This window comes from Ruegeria sp. YKSD163 (assembly GCF_059612905.1).
The window spans coordinates 95,948-110,240 of record NZ_JBXWRM010000002.1; the positions used below are offsets into that span (position 1 = coordinate 95,948).

16 protein-coding genes are annotated in these 14,293 nt (G+C 66.1%); 2 read left to right on the forward strand and 14 right to left on the reverse strand.

The window, feature by feature from the left end:
- Position 1 precedes the first annotated feature (1 nt).
- The 12 genes from AC2FNA_RS03270 to AC2FNA_RS03325 form a co-directional block, all read right to left on the reverse strand.
- Positions 2-424 (reverse strand): DUF6362 family protein, encoded by a 423-nt coding sequence (locus tag AC2FNA_RS03270; RefSeq protein ID WP_234184567.1) that lies wholly within the window; start codon positions 422-424, stop codon positions 2-4.
- Positions 417-1,106: a crossover junction endodeoxyribonuclease RuvC gene (locus AC2FNA_RS03275; RefSeq protein WP_496824449.1), complete on the reverse strand. Its 690-nt coding sequence runs from the start codon at positions 1,104-1,106 to the stop codon at positions 417-419. The genes AC2FNA_RS03270 and AC2FNA_RS03275 overlap by 8 nt, the downstream gene beginning before the upstream one ends.
- An 86-nt stretch (positions 1,107-1,192) precedes the next feature.
- Positions 1,193-4,120 (reverse strand): DUF7146 domain-containing protein, encoded by a 2,928-nt coding sequence (locus AC2FNA_RS03280; protein ID WP_234184569.1) that lies wholly within the window; start codon positions 4,118-4,120, stop codon positions 1,193-1,195.
- The gene (locus AC2FNA_RS03285) at positions 4,113-5,396 is read right to left on the reverse strand and encodes an AAA family ATPase (RefSeq protein ID WP_234184570.1); all 1,284 of its coding nucleotides are present in this window, start codon (positions 5,394-5,396) and stop codon (positions 4,113-4,115) included. Before AC2FNA_RS03285 ends, AC2FNA_RS03280 begins: the two co-directional genes overlap by 8 nt.
- Positions 5,393-6,166, reverse strand: coding sequence for a PD-(D/E)XK nuclease family protein (locus AC2FNA_RS03290; protein WP_234184571.1), 774 nt, complete (start codon positions 6,164-6,166; stop codon positions 5,393-5,395). Before AC2FNA_RS03290 ends, AC2FNA_RS03285 begins: the two co-directional genes overlap by 4 nt.
- A 10-nt stretch (positions 6,167-6,176) precedes the next feature.
- Positions 6,177-6,377, reverse strand: coding sequence for a DUF6511 domain-containing protein (locus AC2FNA_RS03295; protein ID WP_234184572.1), 201 nt, complete (start codon positions 6,375-6,377; stop codon positions 6,177-6,179).
- Positions 6,378-6,541: 164 nt separating this feature from the next.
- Positions 6,542-6,775, reverse strand: coding sequence for a hypothetical protein (locus AC2FNA_RS03300; protein WP_234184573.1), 234 nt, complete (start codon positions 6,773-6,775; stop codon positions 6,542-6,544).
- Positions 6,772-7,497, reverse strand: coding sequence for a hypothetical protein (locus tag AC2FNA_RS03305; protein WP_234184574.1), 726 nt, complete (start codon positions 7,495-7,497; stop codon positions 6,772-6,774). Before AC2FNA_RS03305 ends, AC2FNA_RS03300 begins: the two co-directional genes overlap by 4 nt.
- Positions 7,498-7,501: 4 nt before the next feature.
- Positions 7,502-8,356, reverse strand: coding sequence for an ATP-binding protein (locus AC2FNA_RS03310; protein ID WP_234184575.1), 855 nt, complete (start codon positions 8,354-8,356; stop codon positions 7,502-7,504).
- On the reverse strand, positions 8,353-8,841 hold the full coding sequence (locus AC2FNA_RS03315) for a hypothetical protein (RefSeq protein WP_130989808.1): 489 nt from the start codon (positions 8,839-8,841) through the stop codon (positions 8,353-8,355). The genes AC2FNA_RS03310 and AC2FNA_RS03315 overlap by 4 nt, the downstream gene beginning before the upstream one ends.
- Positions 8,842-8,885: 44 nt before the next feature.
- On the reverse strand, positions 8,886-9,275 hold the full coding sequence (locus tag AC2FNA_RS03320) for a hypothetical protein (protein ID WP_234184576.1): 390 nt from the start codon (positions 9,273-9,275) through the stop codon (positions 8,886-8,888).
- Between the two features lie 22 nt (positions 9,276-9,297).
- On the reverse strand, positions 9,298-9,891 hold the full coding sequence (locus AC2FNA_RS03325) for a sigma factor (RefSeq protein ID WP_234184577.1): 594 nt from the start codon (positions 9,889-9,891) through the stop codon (positions 9,298-9,300).
- Between the two features lie 362 nt (positions 9,892-10,253).
- On the opposite strand from AC2FNA_RS03325, the gene AC2FNA_RS03330 reads away from it, so the two are divergent.
- Together AC2FNA_RS03330 and AC2FNA_RS03335 are read left to right on the forward strand one after the other, a co-directional pair.
- The gene (locus tag AC2FNA_RS03330) at positions 10,254-11,453 is read left to right on the forward strand and encodes an ImmA/IrrE family metallo-endopeptidase (RefSeq protein ID WP_234184578.1); all 1,200 of its coding nucleotides are present in this window, start codon (positions 10,254-10,256) and stop codon (positions 11,451-11,453) included.
- On the forward strand, positions 11,453-11,923 hold the full coding sequence (locus tag AC2FNA_RS03335; RefSeq protein WP_234184579.1) for a DUF4411 family protein: 471 nt from the start codon (positions 11,453-11,455) through the stop codon (positions 11,921-11,923). Before AC2FNA_RS03330 ends, AC2FNA_RS03335 begins: the two co-directional genes overlap by 1 nt.
- Before the next feature lie 60 nt (positions 11,924-11,983).
- Here the strand turns inward: AC2FNA_RS03335 and AC2FNA_RS03340 are convergent, their stop codons facing one another.
- Entirely contained in the window at positions 11,984-12,934 is a 951-nt protein-coding gene (locus tag AC2FNA_RS03340) for a helix-turn-helix domain-containing protein (RefSeq protein ID WP_234184580.1), read from the reverse strand.
- Positions 12,894-14,135, reverse strand: a complete 1,242-nt coding sequence (locus tag AC2FNA_RS03345) for a hypothetical protein (protein ID WP_234184581.1) — start codon at positions 14,133-14,135, stop codon at positions 12,894-12,896. Before AC2FNA_RS03345 ends, AC2FNA_RS03340 begins: the two co-directional genes overlap by 41 nt.
- Positions 14,136-14,293: the final 158 nt, after the last annotated feature.

Here is a 14,293-nt window from a genome sequence, read left to right on the forward strand (position 1 = left end):
CTCACCCAGCGCGCTTGATCACGAACTCCATCGACCGCTTCCGCGATACGCTCTTCCCATTCAGCCGCCAGACGATCACCGCGATGCCATACTGCCAGCGCCGGTTGGCAGTCGCGCGGCTGATCCCCAGCTCCCAGCAGATCGGCTTCCAGGGCGTGCGGTTGGCGCGTAGCCAGACGATCCGGGCGTCATCCTTCTCGGGCCAGCGCAGCCAGAGCAAGGCTTCCTCGGCCTGAGTGATCATCCGAGGCGATGGCCGCGGCCGTCGCATCTGCGGCTCCTGGCCGACCTGATCGGCGAAGCTGTGGGAATACTCGGGCCAGGCGTTGAAGTAGCCCGTCGGCTTCACAGCCGGCAGCTGAGCAAAAACGTCAGCCGCCAGCTCCAACCGGTCCTGGACCTGCGCTGTGGTCCACTCACCCATGGCGCGCCTCCCGTTCCCGCTTGCCGTAGAGCCGCTCGCCGAGCTGTCGGACCATTTCCCGCTCCGGCCACGTAAGCCGCTGGTCGTCCAGTGAGACCGCCAGCATCCGCTGCTCGTGCCAGCCCTCGCGCTTGACCTGTTCGGGGTTGCGGCGGCGCCCGCCATAGCCCTTGGGCGTGAACCGCATGCCGCTCATTGCACACCTCCCCGGGGTCTCCAATGCCCAGAGCAGGATCGCGATGGCGTCGGCCTCGTTGTCGTCGGCGGGCGAGAAACCGCGCTTGCGTGCGGAATCGATCATCGCCTGTTTGGGTGCGTTGCCCTTGCCGGTCGCGTGGCGCTTGATGGTGCCGACCGACACGCCCTGGTAAGGCACGCCGCGCAATTCACCCCAACTTGTTAGAACGGCCAGAAGACCACCGTGGACATGCGCTGCATCCGTGCCGAGGTGTCGACGGACCTCCTCGAACCAGATCGCCGCGATCGGGCCGGACAGCCGGTCCAGTTCCGTCAGCCAGTTGGCGAACCGCAGGTAGCGCATGCCGCCGCCGTCGTAGCGGCTGGGTCGGAAGGACACGGTGCCGCTGGTGATCAGACCGTCCGCCGCTTGCAGGGACCAGCCGGTGGTGGTGCCTAGATCAAGGGCGAGAACGACAGGCACGCCGGGCAACGGGGCGCTCATGGGTGTCGGGGTCAGAGATGCTTGGGCCATGATGGGTTCCTTTCCGGTTTGCTGCTCGATGGGGTGAGGGGCGGGACATGCGGGGCTCATGGATCGAGCTCCCGCAGCCAATCGGGGACGGGTGAACCTCGGGAACCTGCCGCCCGAGGTTCACAAGGAGGTTCACACTGACAAGGCTTTGAATTCGCGGGGCTTTGTGAACCTCGCGAACCTTGTGAACCTTTTCCGGCATCATCCTTCTCATGTGCGCGCGCGCGCGTGTGCGTAAGGGTTGGGAGAGGTTCACAAGGTTCACAAGGTTCACATTTGCCAGTCAGATCAGTGGCTTGATCGTGTGAACCTCGGTTTTGGAGGTTCACACCCGCGCCCCGAGGTTCACACGCTTTGGGCCCTCGTGCGCCCGATTGCGGACGCGACGGTTGCTCCGAGACCTTCAGCTGCCATTTGACCGCCCGCCGAAACGTGCCCGCCTGCACCAGCCTGAGCGTCAGATCGCCCACCTTGAACACGCGGTCCCGCATCTTCTTGATGGCGATCCCGAAGCTGGTCTTCTGCGCGCGGTCCGTGTGGCCGGTGATGGGGGGCGCCGGATCGCAGAACAGGGCCACGTCGAACAGGTCGGCCGCGCCCACCTCGGCGGTCCCGAAACGATCCCACCAGGCGGTGATGAAAGCGCTCCAGCCCGCGCCCTCGCTGTCGGAGGCCTCCATCATCTCGTCGAGATTGCCGAGGAAGCCGGGAATGCCCGCGACATCGAGCACGCCGCCCACGATATGCGCCCAGTTCTCGAAGGAGCCGATGGTGCGCGCACCGCGCGGCTTTCCGGCGGCGATCCACGCCTGGCAGAGCGTGAGGCAGGCGGCGACCAGCCGCGGGCGGTTCGCACGCACCCATGTCATCAGATCGGGATGGCGGAAGCCGGTGCGCTGCCAGGGGCGCTCCTCGTGAGGATCGAGCCTGATGCGCAGGAGGCGGCGCGCCATCTCGTTGGAGAACTCGGGGTTGTTGCCGGTGGCGATCCAGAGGCAGCGGATCGGCAGCCGCGCCATTTCCGATGCGCCGAGGATCCGGTCTTCCCAAAATGGCGCCGTCAGGGCGGCCGCGACGGCGGAGCTGTCGAGCTTGGCGCGCAGGTTGTCGATCAGCACGATGGCGGGGATCTGGCGCAGCTTGGCGGTGACGCGCTTGCGCCATTCGTCATCGTCGCGGCCTTCGGTCATGACGCTTGCGCCCGAGCCGGTAAGGATGGTGGCCACGGCATCGACCATCAGCGTGGCGCCGGAACCTGGGCTGGGCTTCTCGATCAGGTGCAGCGGCGTCGGCCCGTCGATCATGCCCCTCAGGAAACCAAGCAGCAGCAGCGCGATCACATGCGCCATCTCGGCGGGGCCGACGAAGGGGAAGTCGCCGAGCAGATCCTCACACAGGAGGCTGCGGGCGGCAGCAACCTCGGCGGCTGACGGCTTGGCCGGAATGGTCGGCACCACAAACCCGGGCGTTGGGGCATAGAGAAGCCGCGCGTCGGGATGATATCCCGGCGTGGTCAGCAGCGTGCCGCCGCGACCGAAGACCGGGGTGTTGACGATGCCCACCAGCACGGGCAGCGCCGGATCGGGCGTGGCCAGCACCGATTTGACCACGGCGATCGGCGGCGGGGCCGCGACCAGCTCGCCCTTGCCGTTCAGCTTCTTCCAATGCGCCAGCCGCGCCAGCATGTGACGCAGCCGTTCCTCGGTGATCGCGGTGGCGACCGGACGGCCCTCGTCGTCGGGCACCACCCATGTCGGCTGCCCGGCGAAGCGGAACACCCATGGTGTCCGGTTCGAGGCCATAAGCAGGCTCCAGACCCGCTCGACCGAGCGGGCCAGATCGCCTTCGTCGGCGCGCAAGCTGGGGATGGCCTCGCCGCTGCCCTGATAGTTGACCGGCCGGTGCTGCCCGATCAGCAGTGTAGGTTCGGCCTCGGTGATGGCCTCCGCATCGGCGATCAGGGCGGCGACAGCCTCGGACCCTTCGCGCAGCAGCAGGTCGTTGAAATCCTCGCCTTCCTCGGCTGGCAAGATGACGGCCACGTCGCGCCCTTGCGCGCGCAGGCGCCGGGCTGCGGCTTCGGCGGCCCGCAGACCGGCCCCGGAGGTGTCGTTGTCGGCCAGGATCAGCACGCGCCGGACTCCAGGCGGCAGATCGACCTGTTCGAGGCCCGATGTCGACAACGTCGCCCAGACCGGCAGATCGGGGCATGCGGTCATCACCGCGAGGCCGGTCTCGATCCCTTCGGAAAGCGCAAGCCTGTCGCCGTCGCCGAGATCGGCGAGACGCACCGCGCCACCAGCCACTCGGCCCAGCATCTTCTTCGCCTTGTCGAGCGGCGCCTTGGTGACCGCCACGTCGTCGATGGCGAGGTAGCTGCGGTGCAGGCCGATGACCGCGCCTTCGCGATCGCGGACCTGTCCCAGCATGGCCGGGTAGCCGGTCTTCGTCTCCCAATGGGTCAGGTCAGGGTGAAACAGCAGATCGGCGGCCTCGGGCACCATCAGGCCGCGTCCGGTCAGATACCGCGCGACCGGGGAGCCCGTGATCGGCTGCGCACCGGTCATGATGTGCGCGATCTCGAGCGCGGGATCGCGCTTCAATGGGGGCGGCGTCGGCGGCGCGCGACGTTCCGGTGCGCCTGGCGCGATGCCCGCGAGTTCTGCTGCCTCGACAATCAGGAGGCGACCATCCAGCCCGGTCGCTTCCTCGATAGCGCTGATCGGGCCGCCGCCCTGATTGCCGTCGAAGTCGATCCAGTCTCCAGCGTGCGCGCCGCGCAGGGTGATGACGCAGGAGCCGGTATTCCGCGGCGCGTCGCCCCGGATGTTGGCGAGCCGCCACTCGTCGCCCGACCTGCGCCCGCGCGGAAACAGGCGTGGCACCCATATCTCGGCGGTCTCTCGAAGGCGCGCCACCACCAGATCGAGATCGTAGCGCAGGGGCTCACCGCCGAGCGGTTTGGCATCGTTGAGGTCAAGCAAGGATCACCAGACCTTTCTCGGCCCGCGTGATCGCGGTGTAGAGCCAGCGGTTGCGGTCGGTGGCGCTGCGCCCGAAGCCATCGTCGAAGACGACGACGTTCTCCCATTGCGAGCCCTGCGACTTGTGGCAGGTGATGGCGTAGCCCCAGCTGGACTCGATCAGCCCGCGCCGGATCTGCCACTCTCGTCGCCCGCGCTCGGGATCGTAGGCGACATGATCGGCATATTCGCCGCGCCAGAAACTCTGTCGCCCGCCGAGGCTCACCCCGTCCTCGGTCTCGACCATGGCGCTGAAGGCGAAGGCGTCGTCCGGATCCTGCCGCACCTCGGTCAGGGTCAGGAACATGCCGTTGATCAGCCCGAGATCGTGGCGGTTCTTGAGACAGATGATCTTCTCGCCGTGGCCTGTCGGATAATCGGCACCGAACCCGGCCGCGCGTTTCATCGCGGTGTTCAGCCAGCGTCGCGTCGCGTTGGTGCCGCAGATCACCTGGCCGCCCTGCAGCATTTGCGAGGGGCCGACCTCGTGTCGCGACATCTTCCAGACATGATCGTCATGCGCACCGGGTGGGATCGGCAGTCCCTCGCGGGCGAGTGTCGCGAGCCGCAGGATGGCGCTGTCGCCCGCCTGGCGGCGCACCTCGGTCAGCATCACGTCCGGCACGGTCTCGGTGAAGAAGCCCGTGCCTTTCACGGGCGGCAGCTGGCCCGGATCGCCCAGCACGAGGATCGGCTTGCCGAAGGCCATGAGATCGCGAGCCATGTCCTCGCCGACCATCGACACCTCGTCGAGCACCAGGAGGTCCGCGTCGCGCAGGATCGACTGCTCGTTGATCAGGAACTTCGGCTGGTGGATGTCCTTGAGGCGGAGCTCGAGCTGGGCGATGCGCGTCATTGCGAAACCGCGCTCGGCAGGACCCATGCGCGGCAGGTCGCGGCGCAGCGCCGCCAGATCCTCGGTCGCGCGCGCGATCTCTTCGGGCGTCGCCTCGGAGACGCGGTAGATCAGGCTGTGGATGGTCTGCGCGGGCGTGCCGTTGCGCGTCATGACGAGCGCCGCCTTGCCGGTGAAGGCGGCGAAAAGCACCCCGCCAAGCCCGCCCGGGGTCATGGGTTCCAGCCCCAGCGCCTCGATCGCCATGGCGGTGATGGTGGTCTTGCCGGTCCCGGCATAGCCGAACAGTCGGAAGATCTGCTGGTCGTGCCGCCGCGTCTCGTACCAGTCGCGGATGGCGGCGATGGCGCGGCCCTGGGTTTCGGAAAGGGTGACGGTCATGCGCGGTCCTCCCAGCAGCGGGCGGCGAACGGGCAGAACCGGCAGAGGAAGAAGTCAGGGCTGGTCGCGATGCGGGACAGCAGATCGCCCGCGTCGGCGGCGCGCAGCACGTCGACCGCCTTGTCCGACAGCGCCTGTGCGGCGGCCGGATCGAACGGCACATGCTCGTGGTAGAGCTCGCAGGTGTCCTTGTTCAGCGCGGTGAAGAGCGCGGAGCCGAGGCCCATGTAGGCCATGTAAATCTGCATCTGGCCGAAATAGACCGGCTTCGAGAGCTGCACGCCCTTCTTCGCGGTGTCCGACCAGGACGAGGCTTTCAGCGCCTTGTGTTCCCAGAGAACGGGCCATGCGAGGCCGATCTCCGGGCCACCGACGATCACGCCGTCCACATGGCCACGAATGCGCCCGCCCGCCGTCTCGAAACCGAACTGGCCGCCAGCTTGCGTCTGCGTGCGCAGATCGAATCCCGCCTGCCGGAGCCAGCGGATCGCCAGATCCTCGAAGATATGACCGGCCGCGAAGATGCGAAGAACGCGCCCCTCGAAATCCTTGCCGGGATCGGGCGGCGTGTGGGTGACCTCGTAGACCAGCCGCCGCGCGCAGGGCTCGCCGATGCGGCTGGCGCCCAGATAGTCGCGGGGGCGCTGGCCCTCGCGTTCGGCCTCCAGCGCAGCGTCGATGCGAAGGTTGATCCGCGCGCCGAGGGGTTCCGGTTCAGAGGCGTTGCGGCCATAGACGAAGCCGGATCCGTGATTGAAATCGACCAGCATCAGCACCCCCTCAGAACGGCACGTCGCCATTGTCGGACTGGCGCTGCATCGAAGCCTGAAAGCCGTCGACGCAGGCCTCGATCACGCGGTCGATGTCCGCGGCCGGGCGGTCGAAGAAGGGCTCCATCAAGCCCATCTCCGTCAGCGCCTCGGCGAGCATCCGGCGGGCCTCCACGATGGCGCGCGTCTCCATGTCGGTCTTGTCGATCATGCCGTGGTTCCTTTTGGCGTTGGCCGAGCCCGCCATCAGGCAAGCCATCGAGCAGAAGCGGTAATGAGGGTGACGATCCCAGCGCAGGCCGTGGCAGTAGCCGAAGCCCCGGGCCTCGCGACCGCACTGGGCGCAGGGCACGCGCCGGGCGAGGTCCGCGCGCGTCACCCCATGAGCAGCAGGTCCAGCGCATCGCGCTCCTCCTTGTCCGGCGCGGCGGTCCGGCGTTCGGAGGACAGCACGATGAACCGACTGATGGCGTTCGAAGCCATGCATTCCAGATCGCGCCGGGTCAGGCTGGCGATGGGGCGGTCGAGACGCCCGCGCGCCTCGAGCCAGCGTCCCATCGCCAGTGCCGCCTCCGTAGTGACATGCGCCTGCCATTCGTCCGGGCTCACGGGTTCAGCCAGGCCGGGCCGTTGCCGGGTTTGGCGGCGGGCGGGGTCTGGGTGGCGGGCTGGGCGGGAGCCGACGGCGCGCCCCAGGCGGGCGCCGCCGGCGCGGAGGCCGTCTGCGGCTGGCCCCATGCCGGGGCCGCGGGCTGCGCGGCTGCGGCGGCGGGCCGGGGTTTGTTCGAGGGCTGCGCGGCCACGGGCTCGCCCGCCATCACCTGTCGCCATTCGGGCGCGGTGGGCAGCACGACATGGTCGAGCTTGTTAGCGTCCTTGTAGGCGGGGTTACGGCTCGGCTCGATCTGGATCTTCGCGACGAAGCTGATCCCGTCGAGATCGGCGAGCCCGCGCAGCACCCGCTTGGCTTTCGCCGCCTCGCTCATGTCCTCGGGGTTCAGGCCCAGCGCGCTGTCGATCATCGCGCGGAAGGTCGATTTCGAGATCTTCCAGCCGATTGACTGGCCCTGCTCGTCGAGCTTGCCGCCCTGCACGGTGAAGTTCTGCCAGAACTTGCGTCGGGCATGCGGGCCCTCGGCGACGGTGAACTCGGCGTCGAGCATCAGCACGTCGCTGCCGGGCTGGTTCGAGGTCTTGAGCAGCCCGCGATCCGTGTCGCCCGTCCCGTCGGTGCCGCCCTTGCGCAGCGTCATCACCAGCTTGGCGAAGGTGCCGTCGGGGATCAAATCGCCGGACTGCTGCGGCTCCACGTCGTTCATGTCGAAGGTCATGTCGTCATCCTTTCCGGGGTTGGTTGATCTTGATGAGGAGCGCGCCGAGATCGGGCGGCTCGGTCAGGTCGAGCATGCCGCTGCGATCCTTGGCCGGCAGGCCGAACGGATTGCCGGATTGGCAGACGAGGCGGCGCGCGCTGCCCTTGTCTGGATCGTGCCGCCAAGTCGGGGGCGCATCGGGGCCCGCACCGGGATCCTGCGTGAACAGGCTCATCGTCAGCACTTGGTCGACGATGCCGGGGAGCTCGCGGGCGACCTTTCCGCCGTCCATCTGGGGTTGCCAGGTCACCCGGTTCATGTCGTCGACGACCTTCTCGAGGATGCCGACGAAGACGACGGTGCGGCCGGGCGCATGCTGAAGATGCTTGAGGAGACCGATGACCTCGCGCGCCAGCAGGCCGTAGGCGCCGCGCGTGTCGGGTTTGCCTGTGCGTTCCGACAGCGCCTCGGGCCGGGTCTTGGCCCATGCCATGGCCTGGCGCGTCAGGTCGGTGATGCTGTCGACGAAGATGATGCGCTTGGTGTCGATCTTCTCGGCCAGTTCGGGATGCTGCGCCCGCAGATGCTCATGGTGCGCCTCCGAGAAATGCTCCTCGGGCTGGGCGGCCGGGTTCGCGCCGCCGATCAGGCAGGCGATGTCGACCGCGTCGGCAAAACGGCGGATCGGGATGCTGTCGCCCGGCCAGTCCTGAACGGACTTGAGGCCCGCCTCCAGATCGATGCAGAGCGTCTCGGCGGGCGGCAGGGTCTTCAACAGCGTGGTCTTGCCCGCGCCGCTCGGTCCGAACAGCGCCATCGTTGTCTTGCCCTGCGCCTCGCGCAGCCGGTCGTCGGCCGAAATGATGCGCAGGCTCATTGATCGCCCCCCTGCGGGACGATCTCGATCTTCAGCGTCCCGGGCCGGACGGTGCGCGCGGGTTCGAAACCGGCACGGATGGCGTCGGGCCAGGCTGCGTATTTGCGCTCGGGCACCTTGAAGGCGATGTCCACGTACTGCGCGGGATCGTCCCCGGCGGCGCGGATGCGCTCGACCATGGCGGCGAGGCGATCCTGATCCCAATCGACCCGTTTGGGCAGATCGGCGACCACGGTGAAATCACCATCGTCGAACCGGATCGTCCCGGTGTCCTTGCCCGCCGCCTGCCGCTCCTCGGCGGCGCGGGTGGCGTAGCGGACCGTCAGAGCGCCATCCAGGCGGGCCTTCGCGGCCTTGTCGCGCTTGATGCGCTCGTCGACGTCGCGCTGCAGGATGGCCAGCAGTTCGACTGGAAGCTGGGCGATGTCCTGCAGGCCGAGGCCCGGCAGGTCGTCGACGGTGGGGGTGTTCGCGGGGAACGGCATGTAAGGGTCTCCATGATCGGCAAAGAGGGATTGGAAGGCGGTCATCACGCGGCAGCCCGACCACTCGAACCGGTGGCGTGGTCGGGCTGCCCCTGCTCGGCGAGCAGGAGCGCGGACAGCGACACGGCTGCGGCCTTCGGCTTGGGGCGGGCGACGGCGATGTAGGCGAACTGGTCGGGACCCAAGCGCTCTTGCACCAGGTGCACGAGGCCCTGTTCGGCGGCCCAGAACGTGCGGGCGCCTAGCCAGGTCAGCCTTGTGCGTTCTTCGGTCGTGAAGCGGGATAATCCCTGACAACGATCGAGCGTCAGAAAGCCGCGATGGTATTCCAGCCGGTCGCCCGGCACGGCCTGCGCCACCCAGGCGCAGAACTCGATCTCGGTGAGCGGTCGGCGGGCGCGGACCGTGATGAAGGGGGTGGTGCCCATGAACATGATCTCCTCCTTTCGCCTCTACTCAGGCCGCCGCGAGATCGTCCCAGGCGGGACCGAGACCGTGGGCGGTGAGGACGTGGCGGAGATCGGCGAGGCGGCGGTAGAGCGCGGACCGGCTGCCGAAACCCTCGGCCGCGAGCGCGGTGACGGGGCGATGGGCCAACGCTGCGCAGAACCGGCGATCCTCGGCCGGCAGCCGCGCGAGGGCGGCCTGCAGGGCGTGGTGAAGTTCGGTGACGGTTGCGGCGCAGCAGGTCTGGCCGTGCCAGGCGGCAAGCCCGTCGTCCTCGGTCAGCGTGTCGCCGACCGGCTCGCGGGTACCGGCCAGCGGAACCTCGAGCGAGAGCAGCGACCCACCCTGCGCACGGCGCTGGCGGTGATGGCGCATCGCGATCCGCGAGGACTGGTTACGCAGAACGATGTTGGCGAAGGCGCCGATGCTGCCACGCGAGGGATCGTAGGCGGGCAAGCGGCGCAGCAGATCGACCAGGAGGTCCTGACCCAGATCCTCGCGCTCGCAGAGCGGCATGCTCAGCTTGCGCCGGAGCCGTTGTGCCGCCGCATCGGCCTCGCGGATGATGGTTTCAATGTCGTCGGGAGAGAGTTCGATCTGCATCGCAGTGCGCCTCGGTCATCGTTTCTGATGAGCCCAAGGTGCCGGATGCGGTCGGCGCGCAGGTGGGAACGGGGTGGGAATAAGGTGGGGGTTTGGTGGGCGGCGGCTCAGCCGTCGATCATGACCCCAGTCGCCGGGACGCGAGGTGGTATCCCCGGTTGTGATCAGGCCCTTGGTGTCGGCATCGTCGCCTTTGATCTTCGCATCTGCGAGCTAACCTATCGGATTCGCGCAGCTTTCGATTGCTCTAAGTCGGAGAAATTGCCAGAATACCATGAGTGGCCCTGGGCTTCGAACCTCGTTGCTCCCCATTAATTCTCGAGGCACTGCCAACTGTGGTGGGCAAAAAAGGTCAATGAGGCGTGGCTGTTATCAAGGCTCAGATAAAGCGCGAGTTGCTGACGTGGACGCGCGACCGGGCGAAGATCTCGGCTGAAGTTGCCGCGAAGGCTGCCGGTGTAACGGTTGAGCGCCTTCAAGGCTGGGAAGCGGGGGATGACCTGCCGACGCTAGGGCAGCTCAGAAACCTGGCTGAAAAGTACAAGTTTCCGCTGGCAGTTTTCTACCTGCCGGAGCCGCCACTTGACTTTGCACCTCTGCGCGACTTTCGGAGGCTCCCGGATGAGCCTGAGAAAGCACTCTCTGCCCATCTCGCCTACCATATCCGTGCTGCCTACGAGCGCCGCGAGGTGGCGTTGGAACTTCTTCAGGACCTAGCCGAAACGCCGCGGCCGTTGCCCCTTAGCGCCACACTCGATGACGATCCTGAAGCGCTTGGACAGGCAATCCGAGCTTTCCTCGATGTGGATGACCAAGCGCAACAGAAGTCCGCAAGGCAGGCGTTTGACTTCTGGCGAAGGCGACTTGAAGAACATAACGTCCTTGTTTTCGTCGTCAGCGGCCCCCATCGCAGCGTAGAGTTGAGTGAGATGCGAGGCTTCGCGATCGCAAAGGCGGAGCTTCCCGCCATTGTCATCAATGGCAAGGACTACAGCCAAGGCGGCAAGGCATTCACACTGCTCCATGAGTTTTGTCACGTTTTGCTTGGCGAAAGTGCCATTTCCAACGGCGCTGGCGACGATATCGCGCTCACGCCGGACGAGCGTCGCATAGAACGATTCTGCGATGCTGTGGCAGCCGCCACCCTAATGCCGCGCGACGTATTGATGAGCTTCAGCGAGGTTGCAGATGCTGCGCGGCGCGAATGGAGCCATGATGAACTGCGCCCAATTGCGCAGCAACTGGGAGTAAGCCGGGAAGCCCTGCTTCTGCGCTTCGTCAGCATAGGCCGCGCGTCATGGGACTTTTATATGGGCGAGCGACCCAAGTTTCAGGAAGAATATCGGCAAGCCGCAGAGGAGCGCGCGAAAGATCGGAAGCCGGTTCCGATCAAGCGGCCTGTAATGTTGATGAGCTGGAACGGGCGCGGCTTCACGCGCCTCGTGCTGCGAAGCTACTATAATCAGCGGATCACGTTGAACGATGTTGCGGGCTATTTGGGAGCGAAGCTTAAACACATACCGCCGCTGGAGCAGGCCGCATTCCAGCGAAATGGTCTGTGATGGTGGTCTACTGCATCGACACGAGTGCACTTATTGCTGCTTGGCAGGAACGCTACCCGCCAGAGAATTTTCCCCGAGTCTGGGAACGGTTCGACGACCTCATCGAGTGCGGGCGGATGGTCTCCCCGATCGAGGTGCTGCACGAAACCTCAAAACGTTCCGACGAATTACATGTCTGGCTAAAGGCACGAAGCGAAATGTTTCGTGAACTAGAGGACCAGATCCAAATTGAGGCCGCAAAAGTCCTCGCTTCCTATCCGAGGCTAGTCGGAGAAAGGAAACTCCGAACATCCGCTGACCCATTTGTTATTGCTCTAGCGCGTGTAGATAACTTGCAGATTGTCACGGACGAGAAGCCAACCAGCAACCTGAACAGGCCCAACATCCCTGATGTGTGCACCGATATGGGCATGGCCGGCACCATGAACTTACTTCAGCTTATCCAAGCGGAGAAATGGGTGGTAGGCTAAGCTTGCTTGTCCAAAAAAGACATAGCCAGATCGACATTCCAGCCAAACACTTGCGGCAGTTCAACCTTCGACCACGATCTGGGTTGCCGGCACTCCAAGCCTATAGCCCCGGTTGCGCACTGTCACGATCAGGGTCTTGCTCTCGGCATCGGTGAAGCCGGCAGCCTTGAACGCGTCGCGCAACTCGCGGATCAGATCCTTGGCCTCGCGCGCCGTCGTGCCTTCGACATGGGCTCCGGAGGCGACCTGATCGCGAGACAGCGCCTTTTCCAGCAGACGCTCGAACACGGGGAAAATTTGACGCGATAGAATGACGGAGCGACCGCCCCACTGAACCTCGGCCGTCGCTCTCCGCACGCGAAGCACGGGCGCCATCGGGACCGGCGCCAGAGCCACCATGTCGATCGCGCCGCAGATGCCATTTGTGGCGGGCGTCAGCACCTCGAGGGTTTCGACCAGATGAAATCCCGCATCGTAGTGTCGCCGCGCAGCCTCCGCTGGCACTTCCGGTGCGAGGATCGTGATGTCGGAGCCCTGCGCCGCTTGGCGCAACGATGCGATGATCCCGTCGCCGGTCAGGGCCGCGGGCTCCAATGCAAGAAACACCGCCCGACCGGATGGCGTGTCGCCGAGCCGCCAGACCTTCTCCACCGCCAGATTCGGGGCCGCCCGGAATCCCGCCGCCGCGCCGATCACGGATGCCAGGGCCCCACCGCCGATGTGGAACACGCGCAGATCGTCCTCGGTGAGATCGACGTCGTGTCGGCGGTCGAGCGGGCACTCGGCCCGAAATGCATCGCCGACTTTCCGGATCGGCCGACAGGGGAGCCCGCACTCGCAGGCGTCGCAGACCTCCCAATCGGCCAGCGGCGCCTGTTCGACGAGGACACGTTTTGCCAGGAGGCGGTCGAAGGTGGGGCCGAAGAACGGCGCGGCAAGCTCACCGGGCAGGATTGCGTCGTCACCAGCCTCACTCAGCCGCGTCAACAACCTCAAAATCGTCTCGGTCATTCATCAGCCCGTTCCGTTCGATCAGCTTCATCACCCGCGCCTCATGCTGGGTGCGGCGGAACTGCACTACGCCCGGGGGCCGCAGCTTGACCGTGACCTGCGGCTGGCGCTTGCCGTCGCCCTTGAACAGGATCCGGAACACGAGCTCGCCCAGCCGCCAAGCACCAGCGAACGAGACTGGCGTACTGCCGAAATGCTGGAGCGCGTCACCGCCCAGATCCCGCGACCGCAGCGTGCGCACCACGCGGGGATACCCCTGCTTGCCGGGCGCCATCAGGTCGGCCGCCGCCTCGATGATCAGCACTTTGTCGATCAGTGGATCGTAGGCAGCGTCGAAGGCGAAGCCCGGTCCGGCCAGTTCGACCGGGCGCAGGGTATAGAGGTCCTGCGCATCGTCGCCGTCGAAGAAGCCGGGCCTTTCGAGGATGATCGAGGCGAAGAGTTCCGCGATCTCGGGCTGATGCGCCTTCCGGATGCGGGCCAGTCGCAGCATGCCGGTGTTCTCGGAGTATCGCAGCACGGCGTGGGAAATCTGGCGCACGCTGATGACCCGTTCGACCTGGCCCTCGACGACCGGCATGGTTGAAACCATGGAGCCGTGGCTGACCACGAGGTTGATCTCGTCATCGTCGTCGTAGTCGCCCACCCGGCAGTAGTCTCCGAGAAAGGCGTCACGGAAGAGCGCGGCAACGGCCGTCCGGAACGCCTCGACCTTCTCCGCCGTCAGATCGATCGCGACGCCACGTTCCCGCCCGGCATATTCATGCAGGCGGTCGGCGGTGAGCATCGCCATGTGGTCGGCGGCCGCATCGAATAGATCGGGATGCTCCAGAAACACCCGGACGGCGATGTGCTTGGGATCATGCGCCTGGTTCGGCGCGTCCTCGTCGCCGGTCTTCATATCCGGGAACAGATCGACGCCCTGACGGGCGGCCTGCCCCTGGATGATCTCGAGGCCGCGGGCATCGCCCAGTTCCGCGATGCGGTGCAGATCGCTGCGCAGCCCCTCGGGATAGCTGTCCTCGGCACCGGTCAGCAGTTTCTCCAGCGCCTCGCGGGCGGCATCCTCCTCCTGGTCCAGCAGGTCGGCGGAGAAGCCCTTGTACTTGCCCTCGTGTCGCGCCAGCAGCGGCTTCATCAGGGCGAGATCGATGGTCTTGATGAACCGGGGGTTCACGAACTTCTTCAAATTGCCGGCCACGACGAATCCCCTTTCCTGCAAAACAAGTGTTCCTGTTACGTTCTTTTGATCGATTCTTCAACCTGTGCGGGATCGGTTGGGACGCTTTCCGACATCGACGAGTAGAGGCCAGAGGAGACGACTGCTCCGAGGCCTGCATGAAACGCCCCAATCCGCTC